At 34.8% G+C, this 20,336-nt stretch carries 15 protein-coding genes; 8 read left to right on the forward strand and 7 right to left on the reverse strand.

What is annotated here, in order from left to right:
* Positions 1 to 222 precede the first annotated feature (222 nt).
* The 3 genes from metG to BMW37_RS03760 all read right to left on the reverse strand — a co-directional run bounded on the left by metG (position 223) and on the right by BMW37_RS03760 (position 5,229).
* Positions 223 to 2,385, reverse strand: a complete 2,163-nt coding sequence (gene metG, locus BMW37_RS03750) for a methionine--tRNA ligase (protein WP_093317909.1) — start codon at positions 2,383 to 2,385, stop codon at positions 223 to 225.
* Positions 2,386 to 2,619: 234 nt separating this feature from the next.
* Positions 2,620 to 3,696, reverse strand: coding sequence for an isopenicillin N synthase family dioxygenase (locus BMW37_RS03755; RefSeq protein WP_245711016.1), 1,077 nt, complete (start codon positions 3,694 to 3,696; stop codon positions 2,620 to 2,622).
* Between the two features lie 171 nt (positions 3,697 to 3,867).
* Positions 3,868 to 5,229 carry an O-acetylhomoserine aminocarboxypropyltransferase/cysteine synthase family protein gene (locus tag BMW37_RS03760; protein ID WP_093317910.1) on the reverse strand — a complete coding sequence of 454 codons (1,362 nt, stop codon included), beginning with the start codon at positions 5,227 to 5,229 and terminating at the stop codon, positions 3,868 to 3,870.
* 594 nt (positions 5,230 to 5,823) lie between these two features.
* Between BMW37_RS03760 and carA the strand changes: the two genes are divergently transcribed.
* From carA to BMW37_RS03780, 4 genes are all read left to right on the forward strand, one after another.
* Positions 5,824 to 6,963 carry a glutamine-hydrolyzing carbamoyl-phosphate synthase small subunit gene (gene carA / locus BMW37_RS03765; protein WP_093317919.1) on the forward strand — a complete coding sequence of 380 codons (1,140 nt, stop codon included), beginning with the start codon at positions 5,824 to 5,826 and terminating at the stop codon, positions 6,961 to 6,963.
* A gap of 130 nt (positions 6,964 to 7,093) precedes the next feature.
* Positions 7,094 to 10,339 (forward strand): carbamoyl-phosphate synthase large subunit, encoded by a 3,246-nt coding sequence (gene carB, locus BMW37_RS03770; protein ID WP_093317921.1) that lies wholly within the window; start codon positions 7,094 to 7,096, stop codon positions 10,337 to 10,339.
* 648 nt (positions 10,340 to 10,987) lie between these two features.
* Positions 10,988 to 11,515 (forward strand): hypothetical protein, encoded by a 528-nt coding sequence (locus BMW37_RS03775; RefSeq protein WP_093317923.1) that lies wholly within the window; start codon positions 10,988 to 10,990, stop codon positions 11,513 to 11,515.
* Between the two features lie 242 nt (positions 11,516 to 11,757).
* Positions 11,758 to 12,228 carry an Lrp/AsnC family transcriptional regulator gene (locus BMW37_RS03780; protein WP_093317925.1) on the forward strand — a complete coding sequence of 157 codons (471 nt, stop codon included), beginning with the start codon at positions 11,758 to 11,760 and terminating at the stop codon, positions 12,226 to 12,228.
* Positions 12,229 to 12,241: 13 nt separating this feature from the next.
* Here BMW37_RS03780 and BMW37_RS03785 read toward each other — a convergent pair whose 3' ends face one another.
* Together BMW37_RS03785 and BMW37_RS03790 are read right to left on the reverse strand one after the other, a co-directional pair.
* Positions 12,242 to 12,508, reverse strand: coding sequence for a DUF1289 domain-containing protein (locus BMW37_RS03785; RefSeq protein WP_093317926.1), 267 nt, complete (start codon positions 12,506 to 12,508; stop codon positions 12,242 to 12,244).
* Between the two features lie 105 nt (positions 12,509 to 12,613).
* A complete protein-coding gene (locus BMW37_RS03790) occupies positions 12,614 to 13,111 on the reverse strand; it encodes a YegJ family protein (protein WP_177168568.1) in 498 nt (165 codons plus the stop codon).
* A 435-nt stretch (positions 13,112 to 13,546) separates the two neighbouring features.
* Here BMW37_RS03790 and gloA point away from each other — a divergent pair, with 435 nt between their 5' ends.
* The 4 genes from gloA (at position 13,547) to uvrD (ending at position 17,708) form a co-directional block, all read left to right on the forward strand.
* Complete coding sequence (gloA, locus tag BMW37_RS03795; protein WP_093317930.1) at positions 13,547 to 13,957, forward strand: lactoylglutathione lyase; 411 nt, start codon at positions 13,547 to 13,549, stop codon at positions 13,955 to 13,957.
* Positions 13,957 to 14,592, forward strand: a complete 636-nt coding sequence (rnt, locus tag BMW37_RS03800) for a ribonuclease T (protein WP_093317931.1) — start codon at positions 13,957 to 13,959, stop codon at positions 14,590 to 14,592. Before gloA ends, rnt begins: the two co-directional genes overlap by 1 nt.
* A gap of 163 nt (positions 14,593 to 14,755) precedes the next feature.
* Complete coding sequence (locus BMW37_RS03805; protein WP_093317933.1) at positions 14,756 to 15,061, forward strand: PTS sugar transporter subunit IIB; 306 nt, start codon at positions 14,756 to 14,758, stop codon at positions 15,059 to 15,061.
* Positions 15,062 to 15,512: 451 nt separating this feature from the next.
* On the forward strand, positions 15,513 to 17,708 hold the full coding sequence (uvrD, locus tag BMW37_RS03810; protein WP_093317934.1) for a DNA helicase II: 2,196 nt from the start codon (positions 15,513 to 15,515) through the stop codon (positions 17,706 to 17,708).
* Positions 17,709 to 18,336: 628 nt separating this feature from the next.
* Here uvrD and BMW37_RS03815 read toward each other — a convergent pair.
* Both BMW37_RS03815 and BMW37_RS15300 read right to left on the reverse strand, forming a co-directional pair.
* Positions 18,337 to 19,668: an MFS transporter gene (locus BMW37_RS03815; RefSeq protein ID WP_093317936.1), complete on the reverse strand. Its 1,332-nt coding sequence runs from the start codon at positions 19,666 to 19,668 to the stop codon at positions 18,337 to 18,339.
* Between the two features lie 197 nt (positions 19,669 to 19,865).
* Positions 19,866 to 20,333, reverse strand: a complete 468-nt coding sequence (locus BMW37_RS15300; protein WP_218139453.1) for an STAS domain-containing protein — start codon at positions 20,331 to 20,333, stop codon at positions 19,866 to 19,868.
* Between the last annotated feature and the right edge of the window lie 3 nt (positions 20,334 to 20,336).

The raw sequence follows: 20,336 nt of genomic DNA on the forward strand, positions 1-20,336 counted from the left end.
TTATATTTTACAGATAAATCCTTATATTAGTGGTTACGCTTTATTTAAAAAATTGAACTCACCATTATCTGTTAAATTTTTTTATGTTCAGTTTCAAAACAACGCGCATAATTGATTGAACAATCATGCGCTTTTTTATCTAGGTTTGATTCCATTCATACTGTCTATAGTATAACGTAAATGGGATGATAATGTTATACTGAGTTATCTTATTCCATTTTATCAAGAGACAATCATGCCGGGTTTTGCACCATCATCAGGACTGAGTAAAAAGATTTCATCTCCACCAGCGCCGGCAGCAAGTACCATTCCCTCCGATATTCCAAAACGCATTTTTCGTGGCGCGAGATTTGCAACCATCACAGTGAGTTTACCGATTAATTTAGTTGGATCTGGGTAAGCGCTTCTGATCCCTGAAAAAACATTTCGTTTCGTATCACCAATATCTAGAGTAAGTTGTAATAGTTTATCTGAACCTTCTACAAATTGTGCATCTTCAATTTTAGCTATCATTAACTGAACTTTAATAAAGTCATTAAAATCAATTATTTCAGGCGTGTTGCTACTTGAGGATGAAGATTTTTTTGATTCAGATGAATGTTTTTGCCCAGCTTTATTTTTATCTTTATCAGTTGATTGTGCACTTGCTGATTCTGCTTTTACATCTTCTTTTGATGCTTCAATTAATGTTTCCACTTGTTTAGTTTCTAATCTAGCAAATAAAGCTTTGAATGGTGCTACTTGATGAGATAACAACGGGGTATTGATTGATGCCCAATCAAGCGCTGTTTGTAAAAAAGCTTCAGCTTTACTACTTAATTCCGGCAAGATAGGTTTTAGATAGATCATCAAGATCCTAAATAACTCAATTCCCATTGTGCAGACCGCATGTAGTTTTTGGATGTCTTTAGGTTCTTCAGACTTAGCTAAAACCCAAGGTGCATTTTCATCAACATAGCGGTTTGCTAAATCAGCAAGCTGCATAATTTCACGAACTGCTTTAGCTGTTTCATTATTCTCAAAATAAAAGGCTATTTGACTGCTAGCTGCAGTGAAGGTATTGTGCAATTGAGGGTCATCAATGTCACTTCCTAAAGTACTGTTAAAGCGTTTAAGAATAAAACTGGCATTGCGTGACGCTAAGTTAACCACTTTATTAACGATATCTGTATTTACTTTTTGGATAAAATCCTCTAGGTTTAAATCGATATCATCAATCCTGTTACTCAATTTTGACGCGTAATAATAACGTAAGCTATCAGCATTGAAATGTTCAAGGTAGGTTTGAGCTTTGATAAAGGTCCCCCTCGATTTAGACATTTTAGCGCCGTTAACCGTTACATATCCGTGTACATTTAATTTTGAAGGAAGACGAAAATCACTTCCCTTTAACATTGCAGGCCAAAATAGGCTATGAAAATAAACGATATCTTTACCGATATAATGGATTAACTCTGCTGTAGAACCTGCTTGCCAAAATTTATCAAAATTAGCCTTTTCTGGATACTTATCACAATAATTTTTGAATGAGCCCATATAACCGATTGGGGCATCAAGCCATACATAAAAATACTTGCCAGGTGCATCTGGAATTTCAAAACCAAAATAGGGAGCATCACGACTGATATCCCACTGTTGCAGACCTGCATCAAACCATTCTTGTAGTTTATTAGCAACTTGTTCTTGAAGGGTACCTGAACGAGTCCACTCTGCTAACATCTCTTCAAATGCGGGCAGATCGAAAAAATAGTGTTCAGATTCTTTTTCTATGGGTGTAGATCCTGATAAGACAGATCTTGGCTCAATTAAATCTGAAGGAGAATAAGTTGCAGAACAGACTTCACAGTTATCACCATATTGATCTTCTGCTTTACACTTAGGACAAGTCCCTTTAACAAATCTATCTGGTAAAAAAAGATTCTTTTCCGTATCAAATAGCTGAGAAATTGTTTTTGTTTTTATGTGACCTGCAGTATTTAAACGTTTGTAGATAAGTTCAGCGAAATAACGATTTTCATCACTGTGAGTTGAGTGATAATTATCATAACTTATATCAAATCCATTAAAATCTCTTAAATGTTCTTCATGGCTTTTGGCAATGAGTTCTTCTGGTGTGATACCTAGTTGTTGAGCTCTTAGCATAATCGGGGTGCCATGCGTATCGTCTGCACAAACAAAATGAATATCTGTTCCTCTTAATCTTTGATAACGCACCCAAATATCAGCTTGAATATGCTCAAGCATGTGACCTAGATGAATTGGTCCATTGGCATAGGGTAATGCACAGGTCGTCAAAACTGAACGATTAGCATAGTAATTGTCAGTGAGTTGTTCTAATGTTGGGTGATTATTGTGCGTTGAATTCGATATAGGGTGTGTTGTCATGGTTTACTCTTACTTGACTAAAAGAAATAAATCGCCTACTGGTGTAGAGATAGCTTTGAATTAGGTAATTATAGGCGAAAATATGTGTTAATCATAGTGAGCATTTTGATAATAAGTAATTATCCTTAAAAATAGGAGAGTTAAGCGAGTAGATTATGTGGGGCAATAATCCTAAGGCAATAATGCCAAGCTATTATCACAAGATTGGCATGTGCAAAGATAAAAACTAATGCATTAGTTTCCTTTAGGATCTGGTAAATGGTTTGGATAAAATCTTTTTGTAACCGCTAAATGAGAGCGTAATCTACCTTTAATTGCATTATCACCAACATGTTTAAATAGCGGATTATGAGGATCACTTGAAGGTCCTTTCGCCAGTTTGGCTAATGAATCTGGTAATTTAAATGGCTTAAGTTCACCTATTGATAGACATGGGGAAAAGAAAAAAGCATTGCTATATCGAGAAACACCAGCTTTGGGAGCAATAACTCTATGTACATTTGCACGTAAATATCCATTAGTGAGTAATTCTAATGTTTCTCCAATATTCACAATAAATGCATTTTTAACATAAGGAGCATTTATCCAACCATTATCAGATTCAACTTGTAACCCACCTACACTATCTTGTAAAAGCAAAGTTAGTATACCTGCATCCTTGTGCGCCCCTACACCTTGAGGGTTAGTGTTATTACTTGGGTAGTGAATTAATTTTAATAAATGGTGTGGATTACCGTCAAGTAATTGGTTTATGGCAGATTCATCTTGATAAAGCGCCCTTAAAAAGACTTTTAAAACTCGGATCGCTAAGGCTCTATTTTTATCAGCCCAATTTAACACAATGGGTTTGAGCTCAGGTAATTCATTAGGCCATAGGTTTGGACCTTGTAAATTACGCCATAATTCAGATTCATTAGCTAAAGGATCAACGGGTAACTCAGGGCCAATATCGATTTGTTCTCTAAAATCAGGTTTTTGGCGCGTAGTTTCCTCTTCAAGCCCTGTATATCCTCTAAAATGACGAGAATTTGCCATATTGATAGTTTGTTTTTGGGTAGGCTCTAATTCAAAAAATGCTTTAGCAGTCGTTTCAAGAGTTGAGATATCTTCATCTGAAATACCATGACCTACTAAGTAAAAAAAGCCTATCTCCCTTGCTAATTTTCTAAATTTTTCATCAAATGCATCGGCTAATAAGGGATTTTCAGCCTCACTTAAATCAATAATTGGTAAGGAGTTTAAAATGATAGACGGCTCTATATTATGAGAGCTAATTACTTTTTCTGGGCTGAGATCGGTTGTTTGACTCATTAAGTATTCCTCGTTAGAAAAGAATTAAATTTATTATCAACATAATTTGCAAATATCTAGATAAATAGCATTGTTAACCGAAACGCGGACGTATATGTAGCTAACATAGCTATCAACTAAAGTTAGCTGTTTATATTTATCAACTATATTAACAAGCTAAGTTAATATAGGTCATACAACTTTAGCGAACGATTTACTTGGGGCTTCAATAAAAGCGTGAGCAAATGCTTGCTTAAGGTCATCAATTAAATCATCGGCATGTTCAATACCAATTGATAACCTGACTAATCCAGGCGAAATACCTGCAAGTTTGAGTTCAGCTTCGTTTAATTGCCTGTGAGTAGTTTGTGCTGGGATCGCAGCAAGAGATTTATTATCACCAATATTCACAAGACGTAAAAAAAGATTCAAATGGTTATAAAAAGCACTGATTTGATGGCTTGAAGCATTGAGTTCAAAACTGATAATACCAGGTGCACCTTTATACTTTAAATATTGAGTTGCAATTGCATGATCTGGATGAGCATTTAAACTTGGATGGTTGACTGATTTAACCTTTTCATGCGTATTTAAAAAATTAACAATTTTAAGTGCATTGTCACTGATACGTTCATAACGTAAAGATAGAGTTTCTAACCCTTGCGCAAGTAAAAATGCAGAATGTGGGGAGAGTGCGGCACCAGAGCTTCTAAGTGCACTAGTTCTCACTTTAACGATATAAGCTAGTTCTTTGAAATAATCATTAAATACGATGCCATGATAGGCTTGTGATGGAGTGGATAAAGTTGGGTATTTTTCAGGGTATGCTTGCCAATTAAAGCGGCCACTATCAATCACAACACCACCAAGCGTATTGCCGTGCCCGCCAATATATTTTGTCAGAGAATGCACTAAAATATCTGCACCAAGCTCTATCGCATTGATACCAACCGGAGAAGCAACAGTATTGTCTACAATCAAAACAATGCCGTATTGTTTTGCAATCCTTGATATTTTCGGAATGTCTGCAACACGTGTACTAGGATTACTGATCGATTCAATAAAAATTAATTTAGTGTTTGATTTGATAAGTGATTCAAGTTGCGCTAAATCATCAATCGGAAAATGTTCAGTTGTTATGCCTCTAGCAGGTAAAACTTCTTTAAAGAAATTATGAGTACCGCCATATATTTCTTTACTTGCCAAGATATGATCTCCACTTTGTGCGATAGTAGAAATCGCTGCATCTATCGCACTCATGCCTGTGGCAAAGGTAACTGCCCCTACACCACCTTCTAAAGCAGCTAAACGTTTTTCTAATATATCAAGTGTTGGATTACCTGTTCTTGTATAGATATATCCCTCTTTAGCGAGGTTAAATAGATCAGCACCATGGGACGCATCATCAAATAAATAAGATGCGGTTTGATAGATAGGAAGCGCAGCACTACGATTATGTTCATTTGCATCATAACCAGCGTGCAAGCTTATAGTCTCTGCACGCCAATTTGATTGTGTGGTGCCTTCAACGTTAATTTGATTATTCTGTGTCATGAGGACTCCTATCGAAAAATGAAATGTAATTGGTTGACTAACTATTAATCTGACTATAGAAGAACAAATTTAAGAAGGGAAAGAACTATTTGTTATGAATAATTGCAATTTGATATGATTAGTTTTAATTATTTGATTTTAAATGATGCCATGGGTTTTTGCTTTGGGAGTATCAAGACATGAATTTAATGATAAAGTGAATAGTTATTCATTTATAAGGTGGCGGTTAAATGTTAGTTATATATAATAATAGCGAGGATAAGCGTTAAAAAAGCCTTTTAAACATTCAAATAGGTAGATACGGACATCATTTTATTTTCCCTTTGTGGCGTATTTAATTAAGTTTAAATGGTTAGAATAAATATTGCGTATAGTAATATAGATGACACCGGTTTCGGTAAACTAAAATATCTGTGTTAAAAAAAAGATAAAATTCTTTAAAAAAATGTAGACATTGAATTTAACTTCCTGTAAATTCTCGCAGCCTTAAAAATAAAATTGAAATTTAATTCACTTTAAATGAATTTTTATTCACCTTAGGTTGTATTAGTGTTTGATAAAAATATAATAATGATTTAATTATAGGAGTCATTTATGCAAGCTATACTTGTGCTAGAAGATGGAAGTGTGTTTCACGGCAAGTCGATAGGGGTAGCCGGGGAAACAGTTGGTGAAGTAGTTTTTAACACATCAATAACCGGTTACCAAGAAATATTAACAGATCCCTCCTACTCACATCAGATCGTCACCTTAACTTATCCTCATATTGGCAATACTGGCATTAATCCTTTCGATGAAGAATCTAATAAACTGCATTTAAGCGGTCTCGTTATCAGAGAACTCCCAACTACCTATAGTGATTACAGAGCGACTGATTCGCTTTCAAATTATCTTAAACAACACAATATTGTGGCTATTGCTGAGATTGATACGCGGCAATTAACAAGATTACTAAGGGATAAAGGAGCGCAGAAAGGCTGCATTATTAGTTCAGAAATCATAACAGAACAACAAATAGAAAAAGGATTAGCTAATGCTCGTAATTGGTCAGGTTTAAATGGATTAGATTTGGCAAAAGAAGTGACATGTAAAGTTCCCTATGAATTCAACCTAGTTGGTGAAGAGCTGGTTAATCATTCTAATACTCCGGAGCTGAATATTGTTGTCTATGATTTTGGAGTTAAAAAAAACATCTTAACTTTACTAGCTAAACGTGGCTGTAAAATCACAGTTGTACCAGCAAAAACACCTATCAATACAGTGCTTGCATTAAAACCAGATGGGGTTATGTTGTCTAATGGTCCAGGCGATCCTGCCGCGTGTGATTATGCTGTTTTATCTACTCAAAGTTTATTGGACAAAAATATTCCTATTTTTGGTATTTGCTTAGGTCATCAAATCCTTGCATTAGCATCTGGTGCTAAGACAGTAAAAATGAAATTTGGTCATCATGGTGCAAATCATCCCGTTAAAGATAGAAAAACAGATTTGGTTGCAATTAGTGTACAAAATCATGGTTTTGCCGTTGATGCTGAAACTTTGCCAGCTCATCTTGAAATAACCCATCATTCTTTATTTGATGGAAGCATCCAAGGCATCAAGCATTTAGAAAAGCCAGCGTTTGGATTTCAAGGACATCCTGAAGCGAGTCCAGGACCTAATGAATTAGAGACCTTATTCGATACCTTCATAGAGATGGTATCTGATTTGAAATATCAGTCAATTGAATCATAAAAAACCGATAATTTATTATCGGTTTTTTTTTGAGCTAAGTTTGCAATCAAATTTTTTTGACGGCTGACTCTGCAAATAAAAGAAATTCAAATGTTGGCAAAAACAATTGTATATGAACCAGGAGTGAAAGATGGCAAAACGTAATGATATTCAAACAATCTTAATATTAGGAGCAGGTCCAATTGTAATAGGGCAAGCATGTGAATTTGATTACTCAGGCACACAAGCCTGTAAAGCACTTAAAGAAGAAGGGTATCGTGTCATCCTTGTTAATTCTAATCCAGCTACAATTATGACCGATCCTAATTTAGCTGATGCTACATATATCGAACCTATAGAGTGGGAAGTAGTTAGAAAAATTATAGAAAAAGAGCGACCTGATGCAATTTTGCCGACAATGGGAGGCCAAACAGCACTAAATTGTGCGTTAGAACTTGAAAAACAGGGTGTGCTTGCACATTTTAACGTGGAAATGATAGGCGCAAATGCTGATGCGATAGATAAAGCAGAAAACAGGCAAAGATTTGATATTGCTATGAAAAAGATAGGGCTGCAAACAGCACGTTCAGGAATTGCCAATAACATGGAAGAAGCATTTGCTATTGCATCAGAATTAGGTTTTCCCTGTGTGATTAGACCTTCTTTTACGATGGGAGGTACGGGGGGAGGAATTGCTTATGATTTAGAAACCTTTGAAGCAATTTGTCTTTCAGGTTTAGATTTATCTCCTACCCACTCATTGCTTATCGATGAATCATTGATTGGCTGGAAAGAGTATGAAATGGAAGTTGTACGTGATAAACGAGATAACTGTATTATTATTTGTTCAATTGAAAACTTTGATCCGATGGGAATTCATACCGGAGATTCGATAACAGTTGCACCTGCACAAACATTAACAGATAGAGATTTTCAAAAAATGCGTAATGCATCTTTTGCTATATTACGTGAAATTGGTGTGGAAACAGGTGGGTCAAATGTACAATTTGCGATTAATCCTAAAGATGGACGTATGATCGTTATTGAAATGAACCCAAGAGTATCAAGGTCCTCAGCTCTAGCTTCAAAAGCAACCGGTTTTCCTATCGCTAAAATTGCAGCTAAACTTGCTGTAGGCTATACATTAGATGAATTAGACAATGATATTACAGGAGGGAAAACTCCAGCCTCATTCGAGCCTACTATTGATTATGTTGTGACTAAAATCCCTCGCTTTAATTTTGAAAAATTTGAGCTTGCAAATGACAGATTAACAACTCAAATGAAATCAGTTGGTGAATCAATGGCATTGGGGCAAAATTTTAAATCTTCATTACAAAAGGCGTTAAGAAGTCTAGAAACAGGTGTTAGTGGCCTTGACGGTATTTTGACGTGTGAACAGACTTTAGATGTTGAGAACATTAAATCAGAACTACAAGCTGCAGGCCCTAATCGTATATTTTATCTAGCAGAGGCCATACGTTTAGGAATGAGTTTGGATGCCATACATAAATTAACTCATATAGATCGTTGGTTTTTAACTGAAGTAGCAGAAATTGTCGCAATGGAAGCACTTATTAAAAGTAGGCCTTTAAGTCAGTATGATGCTTTGTTAATGAAACAACTTAAGCGCGCTGGTTTTGCTGATTCGTATATTGCTAAGCTGTTAAAAGTAGATGAAAATAAAGTAAGAGCCAAAAGGCTAGAATTAAATGTACAGCCAGTGTTCAAGCGGGTTGATACCTCAGCAGGAGAATTTCAAACTGATACAGCTTATCTTTATTCAACCTATGAACAAGCATGTGAAGCTTATGTAACTCATAACCCTAAGAAGGTCATTATTTTAGGAGGGGGACCTAATCGAATAGGGCAGGGAATTGAATTTGACTATTGCTGCGTTCATGCTGCAATTGCCTTAAGGGAGCAAGGCTATGAGACTATTATGATCAATTGCAATCCTGAGACTGTGTCTACCGATTTTGATACTGCTGATAGACTTTATTTTGAGCCAGTTACGTTAGAACATGTACTTGATATTGTCGAACTAGAAAAGCCATTAGGCGTCATAGTTCAATATGGAGGACAAACCCCTCTAAAACTCGCTAAGGCATTGAAACAAGCGGGTGTAATCATTTTAGGGACTCAGCCTGAAGATATTGATGCTGCAGAAGACAGAGCCTTATTTTCAAATATTGTAAAAAAACTTGGATTGCTTCAACCTGCTAATTCTACAGCTCTAAACCTTAATGAGGCACTAAGTATCGCTCCCAAAATTGGTTACCCATTAGTAGTCAGACCTTCTTTTGTTTTAGGCGGTAGAGCGATGGAAATTGTTCATTCAGAGAGTGAACTTAGAGACTATTTTCACCACTCGGTAATCAGTGATAATACATCACCTATTTTATTGGATAAATTTTTAGATGATGCAGTAGAGGTGGATGTAGATGCAATTTCAGATGGTGACCATGTCTTAATTGGTGGCATTATGCAACATATTGAACAAGCAGGAATTCATTCTGGTGATTCTGCATGTTCATTGCCTCCATACAGCATCAGCCAATCTATGCAAAATCAGCTACGAGAACAAACCATTGCATTAGCTAAAGCGCTTAATGTAATTGGACTGATGAATATACAATTTGCTATTGCTAATGAGACACTTTACTTAATAGAAGTTAATCCAAGGGCTGCGAGAACTGTGCCATTTGTTTCTAAGGCAACAGGAATAGCACTTGCCAAGATTGCTGCAAAGGTCATGTTAGGTCAATCACTCTCTTCATTAGGCCATATTAAGGAAGTCATTCCCTCTTATTTTTCGGTTAAAGAAGTAGTTTTTCCGTTTAATAAATTCTTAGGCGTCGATCCTATTTTAGGCCCAGAAATGCGATCTACAGGTGAGGTAATGGGATTTGGTGATTCATTTAGCCATGCATTTGCTAAAGCGATGCTTGCCGCAAACCCCCTTGATTCGTTATTTAAGACAAATTTAGATAAACAAAAGCGTGTTTTGATATCCATTAAGGATTCAGATAAAAAATATTTAGGTCTTTTAGCAAAACAATTAATTGAACTTGGATTTACTATTGAAGCAACTGCTGGAACAGCAAAGGCGCTTAATGAAATGGGTTTTAATACAACAAGAGTAAATAAGCTTGCCGAAGGTAAAATCCATGTAATTGATAAAATTAGAAACGGGGAGTATATTTATATTATTAATACGAGTTCTGGAAGGGCACAAGTGGCTGATTCTAGTTTAATTAGACAAAGTGCATTACAGCATCATGTTCATTATGACACAACCATTAATGCAGCATTTGCAACACTTCAGGCACTCAAAACGAACCCAAGAGAGCAAGTTAAATCAGTTCAATCGTTGCACCAGAGAGTTCAATTATAAAACTTTAAGCGTTAACTGCGTTGTTACTAATAAGAGAGTTTAGGTTTCAAACCAGCTGAAATGGAGCCTAAGCTCTTCTTGCTGATAAATTTTTATGTTAAAAATGGTGCCTATATTCATTTAACTTGAATTCGCCGGAAGAAATTATTTTACCAATTTAATTAATGGTTACTGAACAATTACTTGACATAATTGCTTGAAAATTATACTGACTAGGCATTAATTTTTTATCTTAAATAGGCAACGTCTCCAATTATTACTAATATAACCTTACAAACCTTGAGAGTAAAAGCATACCAAAGTATTGGTAGTTCACTTTAACTTCCTATATCTATCATAAATGTCATATTTGGGATTAATTGACAATATGATAGTTCCAATCTCATATATTAGTCTTGAACATTTAATTCAGATGAGTTGCTTTTTTAGCCTCAATTAGCAGGATTAACTGTATCAGAGCACCGGGTAGCAGTGTGGTTTATTGAATACTAAGTCATTTGTTAAGCTGCTTATTTAGTAAAATTTTTTAAAATAATCAAAAAAAATTTTAAGTGTGTTAAAATCTAAGGCGGATAAAACCAAGTAGACTCACAAACTACTTGTGAGGTAGTTTTCTGTTTAAATTTACTAAAAGTATTAGGAGAAATAATGAAATTAACCCAAATTTCAAAACTGATGATTGCCTTAACTCTTTCAAGCTCTTTTTTTGTATTTGCAGAGGAAAAGGTTGTAGAAACTAAAGCTGCAGAAACAACAGAAACGAATAAAGAAGCAACTAATAAAATCGATCCCTCTATAACGCTAGTAGAAGGCCCATCAGCACATTTAACATTTCATATGGGGCTTTCTGCAGAAGGTCAAAATTTTATTGGTGGGAGTATTGCTAATCATGGAAAGGTTTCTGTTCATGGTGGGTACATTGTAGTATTACCAATTGATGAAAAATGTAATCCATTAGAACCTATTACTCAGACTTTTTCTAAAGTCCCATCTGGGGAAATAATCCCTTTTAGAGTACCTATTAATGCAAGTTTAAGTGGTTATCGCTTAATTGGTTTTAATGCATACGATGATATGGGATTTCCATTACCAGCCGTTGATGATACTTTAGAAATTATTTCAGAAAGAATTCCTGGGGAAAGGAAGGCTTGTGAAGAAAAAAGAACAGCATCTTGATAATAGTTTGCAAGATGAATTGCAATTCTAACCATGATAAAGTCAAATTATCGATACCGGTTGGCATTTTTTATACCTAACCCGCAGTAGTAATATCTATTGTCTGAGATGTATGTTTGCTTTCAGGCAATAGACTTTTCATTGAAGTTAGCCAAGAGTATTCATAAGCTAATCTATATTTTAACATATAGTTTCTGTTGATTATTTTGCCATTTTGAATCAAATATTTTTAGGAGAAATAAATGCAAACTCATGAACTTGATGAGCTCGATATTAAGCTTCTTAAAGCATTACAAAATGATTCGACTATGACAAACCAATCATTATCGCAAAAATTACATTCCTCTCCTGCAACTTGTTTACGGCGTATTTCTAGACTAAAATCTTTAGGTTTTATAAAAAAAGAAGTCATGCTCTTAAACCCGAATATGTTTCCGGAAAGTGTTAAAGCGATTGTGGAAATTACACTTGAAAAGCAAACAGCTGAAGCTATTTCAAATATTGAAAAAGTACTAATTAAAGAGCAAGCAGTTAAACAATGTTATCGTGTTGCTGCGAATAGTGATATCGTGATTGTTATAGATGTTCCTATGATGTCTGATTATCATGATTTTGTACAAAGAGTACTTTCTTCTCATTATCATGTTCGTAATATCAGAGCCCTTTTTATCACTCATCAAAGTAAATTTGATACTGCAATTCCAATTAAGTAGAGCATAAAAAAAACTATTTATCAAATAAGGAAAACTGTGACGGGTCAATATCTGGAAGGCTATTGGGTTGATTATTAATATTTTTCTTTGCTCTAATAAAGCGTATGTATCTTTGTTTTGTAAGACGTAACACTTCTCTTTTTTCTGTATTTGAATAGGTTAGCCAGTCAAAACGTTCTTGCCGATTTCGAAAGCATCCCATGCAAACGCCACGTTCATCAGTTTGACAAACACGTATGCAGGGACTAGGGATTTCGAAAAACTCTAACTGTTCAGTCATTATTATAATTGTGCATTAAATGGCTTATACAAACCGGATCGATTTTTAGCGTATTTGAAAAATAACTTTTCATGTAAGTTAGTTAAAATTTAGTGCGAGAAGCAATTATTCGCACTCATATCCATAGGTATCTTTATAATATGCAACTTCATCTTCAGCCATGACTTTAAATAAAACGCACATAGTAAAATTTCCTTCCATTTTATTTTCCGTTGCATAACTCCAGTCAGATAGGTCATTTAATGTAAAATCATACCTATCGCCATATTTCACATTAGTAATATAAACAGGTTGGTTGGCAATTGTTCCTGTCATTTTATCATTTTCACGGGTAATATCAGACAACCAAATATGTTCACTTTCTCCATTTGAAGGATCTTTGATTAAAACTTTCATCGCAAATGAACTTAACTCAGCCCCTTTTTCTTGCTGAGCAATAAAAAAGTTTTCATAGGTTCTTCTTGCTTCAGCGATAGCTTTTTCCATTTCTGGGTCATTTTCCTCAATGTAAATGAGGTCATCTTCTGCAAATGCTGATGGTGAAATAAAAGTGAATGCTAATAAAAATGCTAAAAAAACACTTCTGAAATTATGTGGTGACATAATGAATTCCTTATAAAAAGATTTATACATAGGAGAGTATTAATACACATATTAAATTACTGTATAAAATCTTGTAATAGTTATGGAGTGTATTATCGAGTTCAAAAATAAGATACTTATTGTGAATAAGTTTTTTTGTAATTATCAAAAGGTCTAATTCAGACTCATATCAATAAAGAATACCAAATTTGTTACCAATAGGTAAAAGTATTACAAACTAAATTAATTATACTGCTAGTTTCAATTTCGTACAATCTTAATTATTCTTGGAAAGTTAAGGGAAATCTAGAAAGATAACTTTCTGATGATCAAATCAAGTAGTACGACACTTTCAATTTCAATTATGTTATTATCAATTATTGTTTATTATACTTTTTGAGACTCAATGAGTATAAGTAATTTTTACGAGTAAAATCTACCTTTGAGGAATCGACTATGCGTCTTTTACATACCATGATTAGAGTTGGTGATTTGCAAAAATCAATTGAATTTTATACAAATGTTTTGGGTATGAAATTACTCAGAACAAGTGAAAATACCGAGTATAAATATACACTGGCTTTTGTAGGGTATGCCGAAGAGTCAGAACAAGCAGTGATAGAACTTACCTATAATTGGGGCGTCAGCAGCTATGATTTAGGTACTGCTTATGGACATATTGCACTTGGTGTTGAAAATGTTGCCGATACGTGTGAACAAATTAGAAGTGCAGGCGGTAAAATTACCAGGGAAGCAGGACCAGTTAAAGGTGGTTCAACTATTATTGCTTTTGTTGAAGATCCAGACGGATACAAAATTGAGTTAATTCAGTCAGAAAATATTGGACAGGGTCTAGGGAATAGCTAATGCAGCATAATGAATATTCTGCACTATGTGACAGGTTTAGAGGTTTTTATCCTGTAGTGATAGATGTAGAAACAGCTGGTTTCAATGCTAAAACAGATGCACTTTTAGAAATTGCAGCAATCACACTGAAAATGGATGCAGAAGGATGGCTTAGCATAGATAAGACGTATCATTTTCATATCAATCCTTTTGAAGGTGCATTAATACATGCTGATGCGTTAGCATTTAATGGTATTGATCCTGATAATCCATTGAGGGATGCAGTTGATGAATCCATCGCACTTGAGGCAATATTCAAAGAGATTAGGACAGGTATGAAAAATGCTGACTGCAGTCGTGCAGTCATGGTAGCGCATAATGCAAATTTTGATTTTTCATTTGTAATGGCAGCTGCTGATAGAGCAAAGATAAAACGCAATCCATTTCATCCTTTTGCGACATTTGATACAGCGGCATTAAGTGCAGTTGCTTATGGGCATACAGTTCTAGCAAAAGCCTGTCAACTTGCTGGTTTGCAGTTTGATAATAGTCAAGCTCATTCAGCAATTTATGATACAACCTTGACTGCAATGCTATTTTGCAAGATTGTTAACAAATGGAAAACACTAGGTGGTTGGCCATTGGTAAATGGCTAAAAATCGGCCACTTAACTGAGTAAATTGTGATTTGCTTCACACTACTGGAAAAAAAATACACTTAATGTGTATTTATGTTTAAACTGTAAAGACTTCATTATTCTTTTATTTTTATTTATTGGAATAAATTATTTTTTATAATCACTTTTTTGGGGACTTAAATATGAAAAGAATCCTTTTAGTTTGTGCAGCTGGAATGTCAACGAGCTTACTTGTAAATAAAATGAAAGATTATGCGACTAGTGCAGGTAAAGAAGTTCATATTGAAGCATTACCTGTTTCAGAAGCAAACACAGTCATAGATCAGGCTGATATTGTTATGATAGGGCCACAAGTAAGATATCAATTACCTCAAGTTGAAGCAATGGCAAAAGGTAGAATTCCTGTTGTTGTGATAGATATGAAAGATTATGGCATGGTTAATGGACAAGCTGTGCTAACTAAAGCACTTGAGCTGATTGGTGAATAGATAATTCCTTTCTAAGACTTAAATTAATAACTGCTTGCATTAAATAAAATATTTGATGCAAGGCTAGTTATTTAATTAAAATAATTCTAATCCCAAAGCAAATCCTCTTAAAACATTACTCAATTCATAGGTATTATTCTTAAATACAGATAAAACCTGATTATTCTAAAGCTACTATTTCGAATCCACGAAACATAAGTTTTGATATTAAAGCATTTTTAGCAGCTTACCATTGTTAATTTGACAGGGTTACTATACTAGTACCTGAATGATAAAAATTATCCCTATGCATTTTCCTTAGTTTTACGAATTTTTTCCGATTTTAACATTTTTTAAATAATGGTATACTGTATATATTAACAGGGTATTCAGACAAAAGAAGGCTAATGACTTTCATTCGTTTTGTGGATACTGGTCGAATTTAAAACTATTATTTCATCATGTTGGTAAAATGGACGTAACAGAACTTTTAGACGGTCTTAATGATAAACAACGAGAAGCCGTAAGCGCCCCTAAGAAAAACTTATTGATTTTAGCTGGCGCAGGAAGCGGCAAAACACGTGTATTAGTACACCGCATTGCTTGGTTATTAGCAGTTGAACGACTCTCTTCTCATAATATTCTGGCTGTTACTTTTACAAATAAAGCAGCAAAAGAAATGCAATATCGCATTAGTGCTCTTATCGGAAATGCTGAGCAAGGTATGTGGATTGGTACATTTCATGGATTAGCCCATAGACTATTACGAACTCATGCAATCGAAGCTAAATTACCTAAAACTTTTCAAGTTATCGATTCTGACGATCAGATACGTATGGTTAAGCGTATCTTAAAAGCCATGAACATTGATGAGAAACAATGGCCTGCTAAGCAAGGTGTGTGGTATATCAATAATAAAAAAGATGAAGGATTAAGGCCTTCAGAAATTGAAACCTACAATAATCCTATTGAACAACAATGGAAGCAAATTTATACGGCTTATCAAGAATCATGTGACAGAGCAGGTTTAGTGGATTTTGCTGAGCTCTTGATTCGTTCATATGAGCTGTGGAAAAATAACCCTGCGTTATTAAGGCATTATCAAAGCAGGTTTAACCAAATTTTAGTTGATGAATTTCAAGATACTAATCATATCCAATATGCGTGGATAAAATTACTTGCAACAGGTAAAACGGATAAGCCTGACGAACCCACTCATAGTAATGTCATGATCGTTGGCGATGATGATCAATCAATTTATGGTTGGCGAGGGGCTCAGATTGAAAATATTCGACGATTTACACGTGATTATTTTGAAGCGGTCGTTATCCGCTTAGAGCAAAATTATAGATCAACCCATCCAATTTTAACTGCTGCCAATACCTTAATCGCTAATAATTCAGATAGGATGGGCAAAAATCTTTGGACTGATAACGAAAAGGGTGAATTAATTAGCGTTTACTCTGCTTTTAATGAGTTAGATGAAGCTAGATTTGTAGTCGAAAAAATTAAACGTTGGAAAGAGTCAGGCAAAGCGCTAGCACAAGTCGCCGTACTTTACCGAAATAATTCACAATCACGAGTCATTGAAGAGGCTATGCTTCAAGGAAATGTACCCTATAGAATTTATGGTGGTATGCGTTTTTTCGATAGACAGGAAATTAAAGATGCATTAGCTTATCTTAGGTTGTTAGCTAATAGAGATGATGATGCTGCTTTTGAGCGTGTGATTAATACGCCGACAAGGGGGATGGGAGAAAGGACACTTGATACACTTAGGCAATATGCTCGTAGTGAGTCAAAAACTTTATGGCAATCAGTTTTAGAAATTCTTGAAAATAAAAGTTTATCAGGACGTTCAGCAGGTGCAATGCAGCGGTTTATAGAGTTAATTGAAGCTTTAGACAAAGAAACAATGCATTTACCGCTACACCTACAAACAGAATATGTCATAAAACATTCAGGTTTATTTGAATACTATAAGCAGGAACAAGGTGAAAAAGCTCAGGCGAGAATTGATAATCTTGAAGAATTAGTTAATGCTGCGAAAGAATATGTCGTACTGAACGAAGAATTAGAAATGACTCCACTTCAATCATTTTTGTCACATGCATCATTAGAGGCAGGGGAAGGTCAGGCTGATGCACACCAAGATGCCGCACAAATGATGACATTGCATTCAGCTAAAGGACTTGAATTTGAGCAGGTGTTTATGGTTGGAATGGAAGAGGGGATGTTTCCAAGCCAAATGTCAGCAGGTGAAACCAGCCGATTGGAAGAGGAAAGGCGCCTTGCTTATGTTGGTATTACAAGAGCAAGACAAAAATTAACATTGTCATTCACAGAATCAAGGCGGCTATATGGTCAGGAAGTTAGGCATAGACCTTCACGGTTTATTGGTGAATTACCTGAAAATTTATTAGAAGAAGTAAGATTAAGAGGGGCTATCACTACTCCTGCTTCTAATTCAAGTTCATCTAGCCATAAAATTGCCTCTCAATTAAGAGAGAGCGACTATTCCTTAGGGCAAAGAGTAAAACATCATAAATTTGGTGAAGGGACGATCATTAACATAGAAGGCGAGGGTGAGCACACAAGGCTACAGATTGCCTTTCAAGGTCAAGGAATTAAATGGTTGGTAGCAAGCTATGCTAAATTAACGACATAGTAAGAGTTAATCACAATAACTCTAAACTTAGACTCTAATGAAAATTGAGTCTAAGTTTAGATATGAATTATTTTACCATCTACAGAAGGCGTTAAATGTAAAAAAAACTACAATTATCTTAGTGAAAGGTTTTTAGTAGAATATTAGGTAATTAAAGTCCATTTCCTATTACGAATTTCAAATATCCACAGCCTTCAGTATTCGCGACCGCTATTTGTTGTTTTAGCAAATCTTGTTATGAATCGGCAATGACAATTCTAGATCAACTGTCAGAGACTGTAATTTAAATTATGTAATTCGATTATCTTCCTTAATATATTTCTGAATCGCGCTAATCCAATTTCCACAGAGATTGGCAAAATTGTTGGACGCTTCATCACAATTGACTTTTTTCATCGTTATTATTACTCCTCTATTAACTCTTGAGTTTTATCTAAATAAGGACAGTTGCCACTAAAATAAAATCAAAAAATTGATTGGAATATTTAGCTTTCAAATAACCCATTACACCTTCTATAGCTTAATTGAATAAGCTGGCTATCGTACTTTGAGTCGTCATTCAATTTAAAACAAAGTAAGATTAAAATCTGCAATTAAACTTATTATTCATATATGTTTAATTTGTAGGTTAATCTAATTCAGTTTGTTTTGTTTCATTACCAAGTAAACCTACACTTAAAACACCCACCATGATCGTTACAGCAAAGATTGCAAAAATAAACGTGATCGAATAGTTGAAACTTATCATATAACCAACCATTAGAGGCCCTAATATTCCTCCTATGCGACCAAATGCAGCTGCTAACCCAACGCCAGTTCCGCGAACCTGTGTTGGATAATGCTCAGGTGTGTAAGCATATAAAGCGCCCCAAGCTCCTAGATTAAAGAAGGATAACAACATACCATAGATGACTAAAAGTGTAGCAGTATCAGCTTGACCAAATAAAAAAGCACTTATTGCTGTACCAGTTAAGAAAAGCATTAACACGAGCTTCCTTCCTATACGCTCAATTAAAAATGCCGCTAAAAAATAACCTGGTAATTGTGCTAATGTCATAATTAATACATATTGAAAACTTTTTATTAGTGTAAAACCTTTGCCTACCATAACGCTTGGTAACCAAAGGAAAATACCATAGTAAGAAAATACAACGCTGAACCATAATACCCAGAGCATCAGAGTTTGCTTAAAATAGGGTTTTGACCAAACCATAGCTATTTTAGCTGCAAAAGATAACTTTAATCCTTTTTCTTGCGATTGGGTAAATTTAGGAGAGTCTGGTAAATTTATTCTTAAATAGATAGCGTAAAAAGCAGGTAGGGCAGTTAAAATTAATGCCATTCTCCATCCATAGGCAGGAATGACAAAATAAGCAATTAAAGCAGCTAATAACCAGCCACCAGCCCAAAAGCTTTCTAATAAAACCACTATCTGTCCACGTTTATTAGCTGGAACACTTTCAGCAACTAATGTTGAAGCCACGGGAAGCTCTCCTCCTAATCCTGCACCGATAAAAAACCTTAAGATTAAAAATATGGAAAGCGTGTCTGTTAGAGCAGATAAACCGCTTGCAATTGAAAAGAGTAATAATGTAAAAATAAAGACTTGTTTACGACCAATTCTGTCAGACAATATTCCAAAAAAAACAGCGCCAATTGCCATTCCTATAGAATTGACACTTCCAATCCAACCTAATTGCGTTGCAGAGAGTTCCCAATCAGTTTTTAGGGCCGCAATAATAAAAGAGAGTATGCCGACATCCATTGCGTCAAACATCCATCCCAATCCAGCAATCGTGAGTAATTTTTTTGAGGAAATAATTTGTGATTTAGCTTTCTCTGTGGGCTTTAAAGGTTCGCTTTGAGTACTTGCTTGATTCATAATAATAATTCCTAATGTAAATAAAAAATGAACAAATAGAAGTTTACCATGTGTAACGATATTGCGATTATAATACATGTTTTGTTTGTTAAATCAAACAAAAAAACGAAGTAAATATCTTAGAGTTTTTAAATTAATCACTAAAGTTTAATGTTTAGGCTTGAAATTATTCGATTAATTAAAAATAAAATGAATTTTAAAAGCAATACATGACACAGGCATTCATCTCAATCTAAAAATGGATAAAGTATCAAATAATGCTTTATCCTAGACTATCAATGAATATTAGCTTGTTTTAATTGTTTCAGTACAAGTGGAGACATCCCAATACATTCAACTCGAATATTTGCGGAGTTAAGCTCATCAATCGCTATTTTTAACTTTTCCAACCCTGTAGCATCTGTAAAGGGGACTTGTTCAAAATCAAATACGATCAACTCAGAATTAGAATCCGTTTGACTGATAATATTATCTAGTTTAGAAAGTGATGCAAAAAATAACGGACCTCGGATAAGTATTTTACAACCACGGGTAGATGGATACTCTGCTGGTAATGGCTCTAATTTGATTGTGACATGATTTGATGCCTGTTTTAAAAAATAGAGTATTGCGATAAGCACACCTAGGTTGACCGCGATAATTAAATCAGTAAAAACAGTTAAAAAGAATGTTATACAAAGAATAACACTATCTGCGATGGGAGCTTGCTTAAAAAGTTTAAATATTACCTTAACTTCACTCATATT

Source organism: Thorsellia anophelis DSM 18579, from assembly GCF_900111395.1.
Taxonomy (GTDB): Bacteria; Pseudomonadota; Gammaproteobacteria; order Enterobacterales; family Thorselliaceae; genus Thorsellia; species Thorsellia anophelis.

Coding starts and splice junctions, on each gene's coding strand:
- BMW37_RS03775 (WP_093317923.1), top strand. CDS start 10,988: ATGAAATTAACCCAAATTTCAAAACTGATGATTGCCTTAACTCTTTCA.
- carA (WP_093317919.1), top strand. CDS start 5,824: ATGCAAGCTATACTTGTGCTAGAAGATGGAAGTGTGTTTCACGGCAAG.
- BMW37_RS03805 (WP_093317933.1), top strand. CDS start 14,756: ATGAAAAGAATCCTTTTAGTTTGTGCAGCTGGAATGTCAACGAGCTTA.
- BMW37_RS03780 (WP_093317925.1), top strand. CDS start 11,758: ATGCAAACTCATGAACTTGATGAGCTCGATATTAAGCTTCTTAAAGCA.
- metG (WP_093317909.1), bottom strand. CDS start 2,385: ATGACAACACACCCTATATCGAATTCAACGCACAATAATCACCCAACA.
- BMW37_RS03755 (WP_245711016.1), bottom strand. CDS start 3,696: ATGAGTCAAACAACCGATCTCAGCCCAGAAAAAGTAATTAGCTCTCAT.
- gloA (WP_093317930.1), top strand. CDS start 13,547: ATGCGTCTTTTACATACCATGATTAGAGTTGGTGATTTGCAAAAATCA.
- rnt (WP_093317931.1), top strand. CDS start 13,957: ATGCAGCATAATGAATATTCTGCACTATGTGACAGGTTTAGAGGTTTT.
- uvrD (WP_093317934.1), top strand. CDS start 15,513: ATGGACGTAACAGAACTTTTAGACGGTCTTAATGATAAACAACGAGAA.
- BMW37_RS03815 (WP_093317936.1), bottom strand. CDS start 19,668: ATGTATTATAATCGCAATATCGTTACACATGGTAAACTTCTATTTGTT.
- BMW37_RS03760 (WP_093317910.1), bottom strand. CDS start 5,229: ATGACACAGAATAATCAAATTAACGTTGAAGGCACCACACAATCAAAT.
- BMW37_RS03785 (WP_093317926.1), bottom strand. CDS start 12,508: ATGACTGAACAGTTAGAGTTTTTCGAAATCCCTAGTCCCTGCATACGT.
- carB (WP_093317921.1), top strand. CDS start 7,094: ATGGCAAAACGTAATGATATTCAAACAATCTTAATATTAGGAGCAGGT.
- BMW37_RS15300 (WP_218139453.1), bottom strand. CDS start 20,333: ATGAGTGAAGTTAAGGTAATATTTAAACTTTTTAAGCAAGCTCCCATC.
- BMW37_RS03790 (WP_177168568.1), bottom strand. CDS start 13,111: ATGTCACCACATAATTTCAGAAGTGTTTTTTTAGCATTTTTATTAGCA.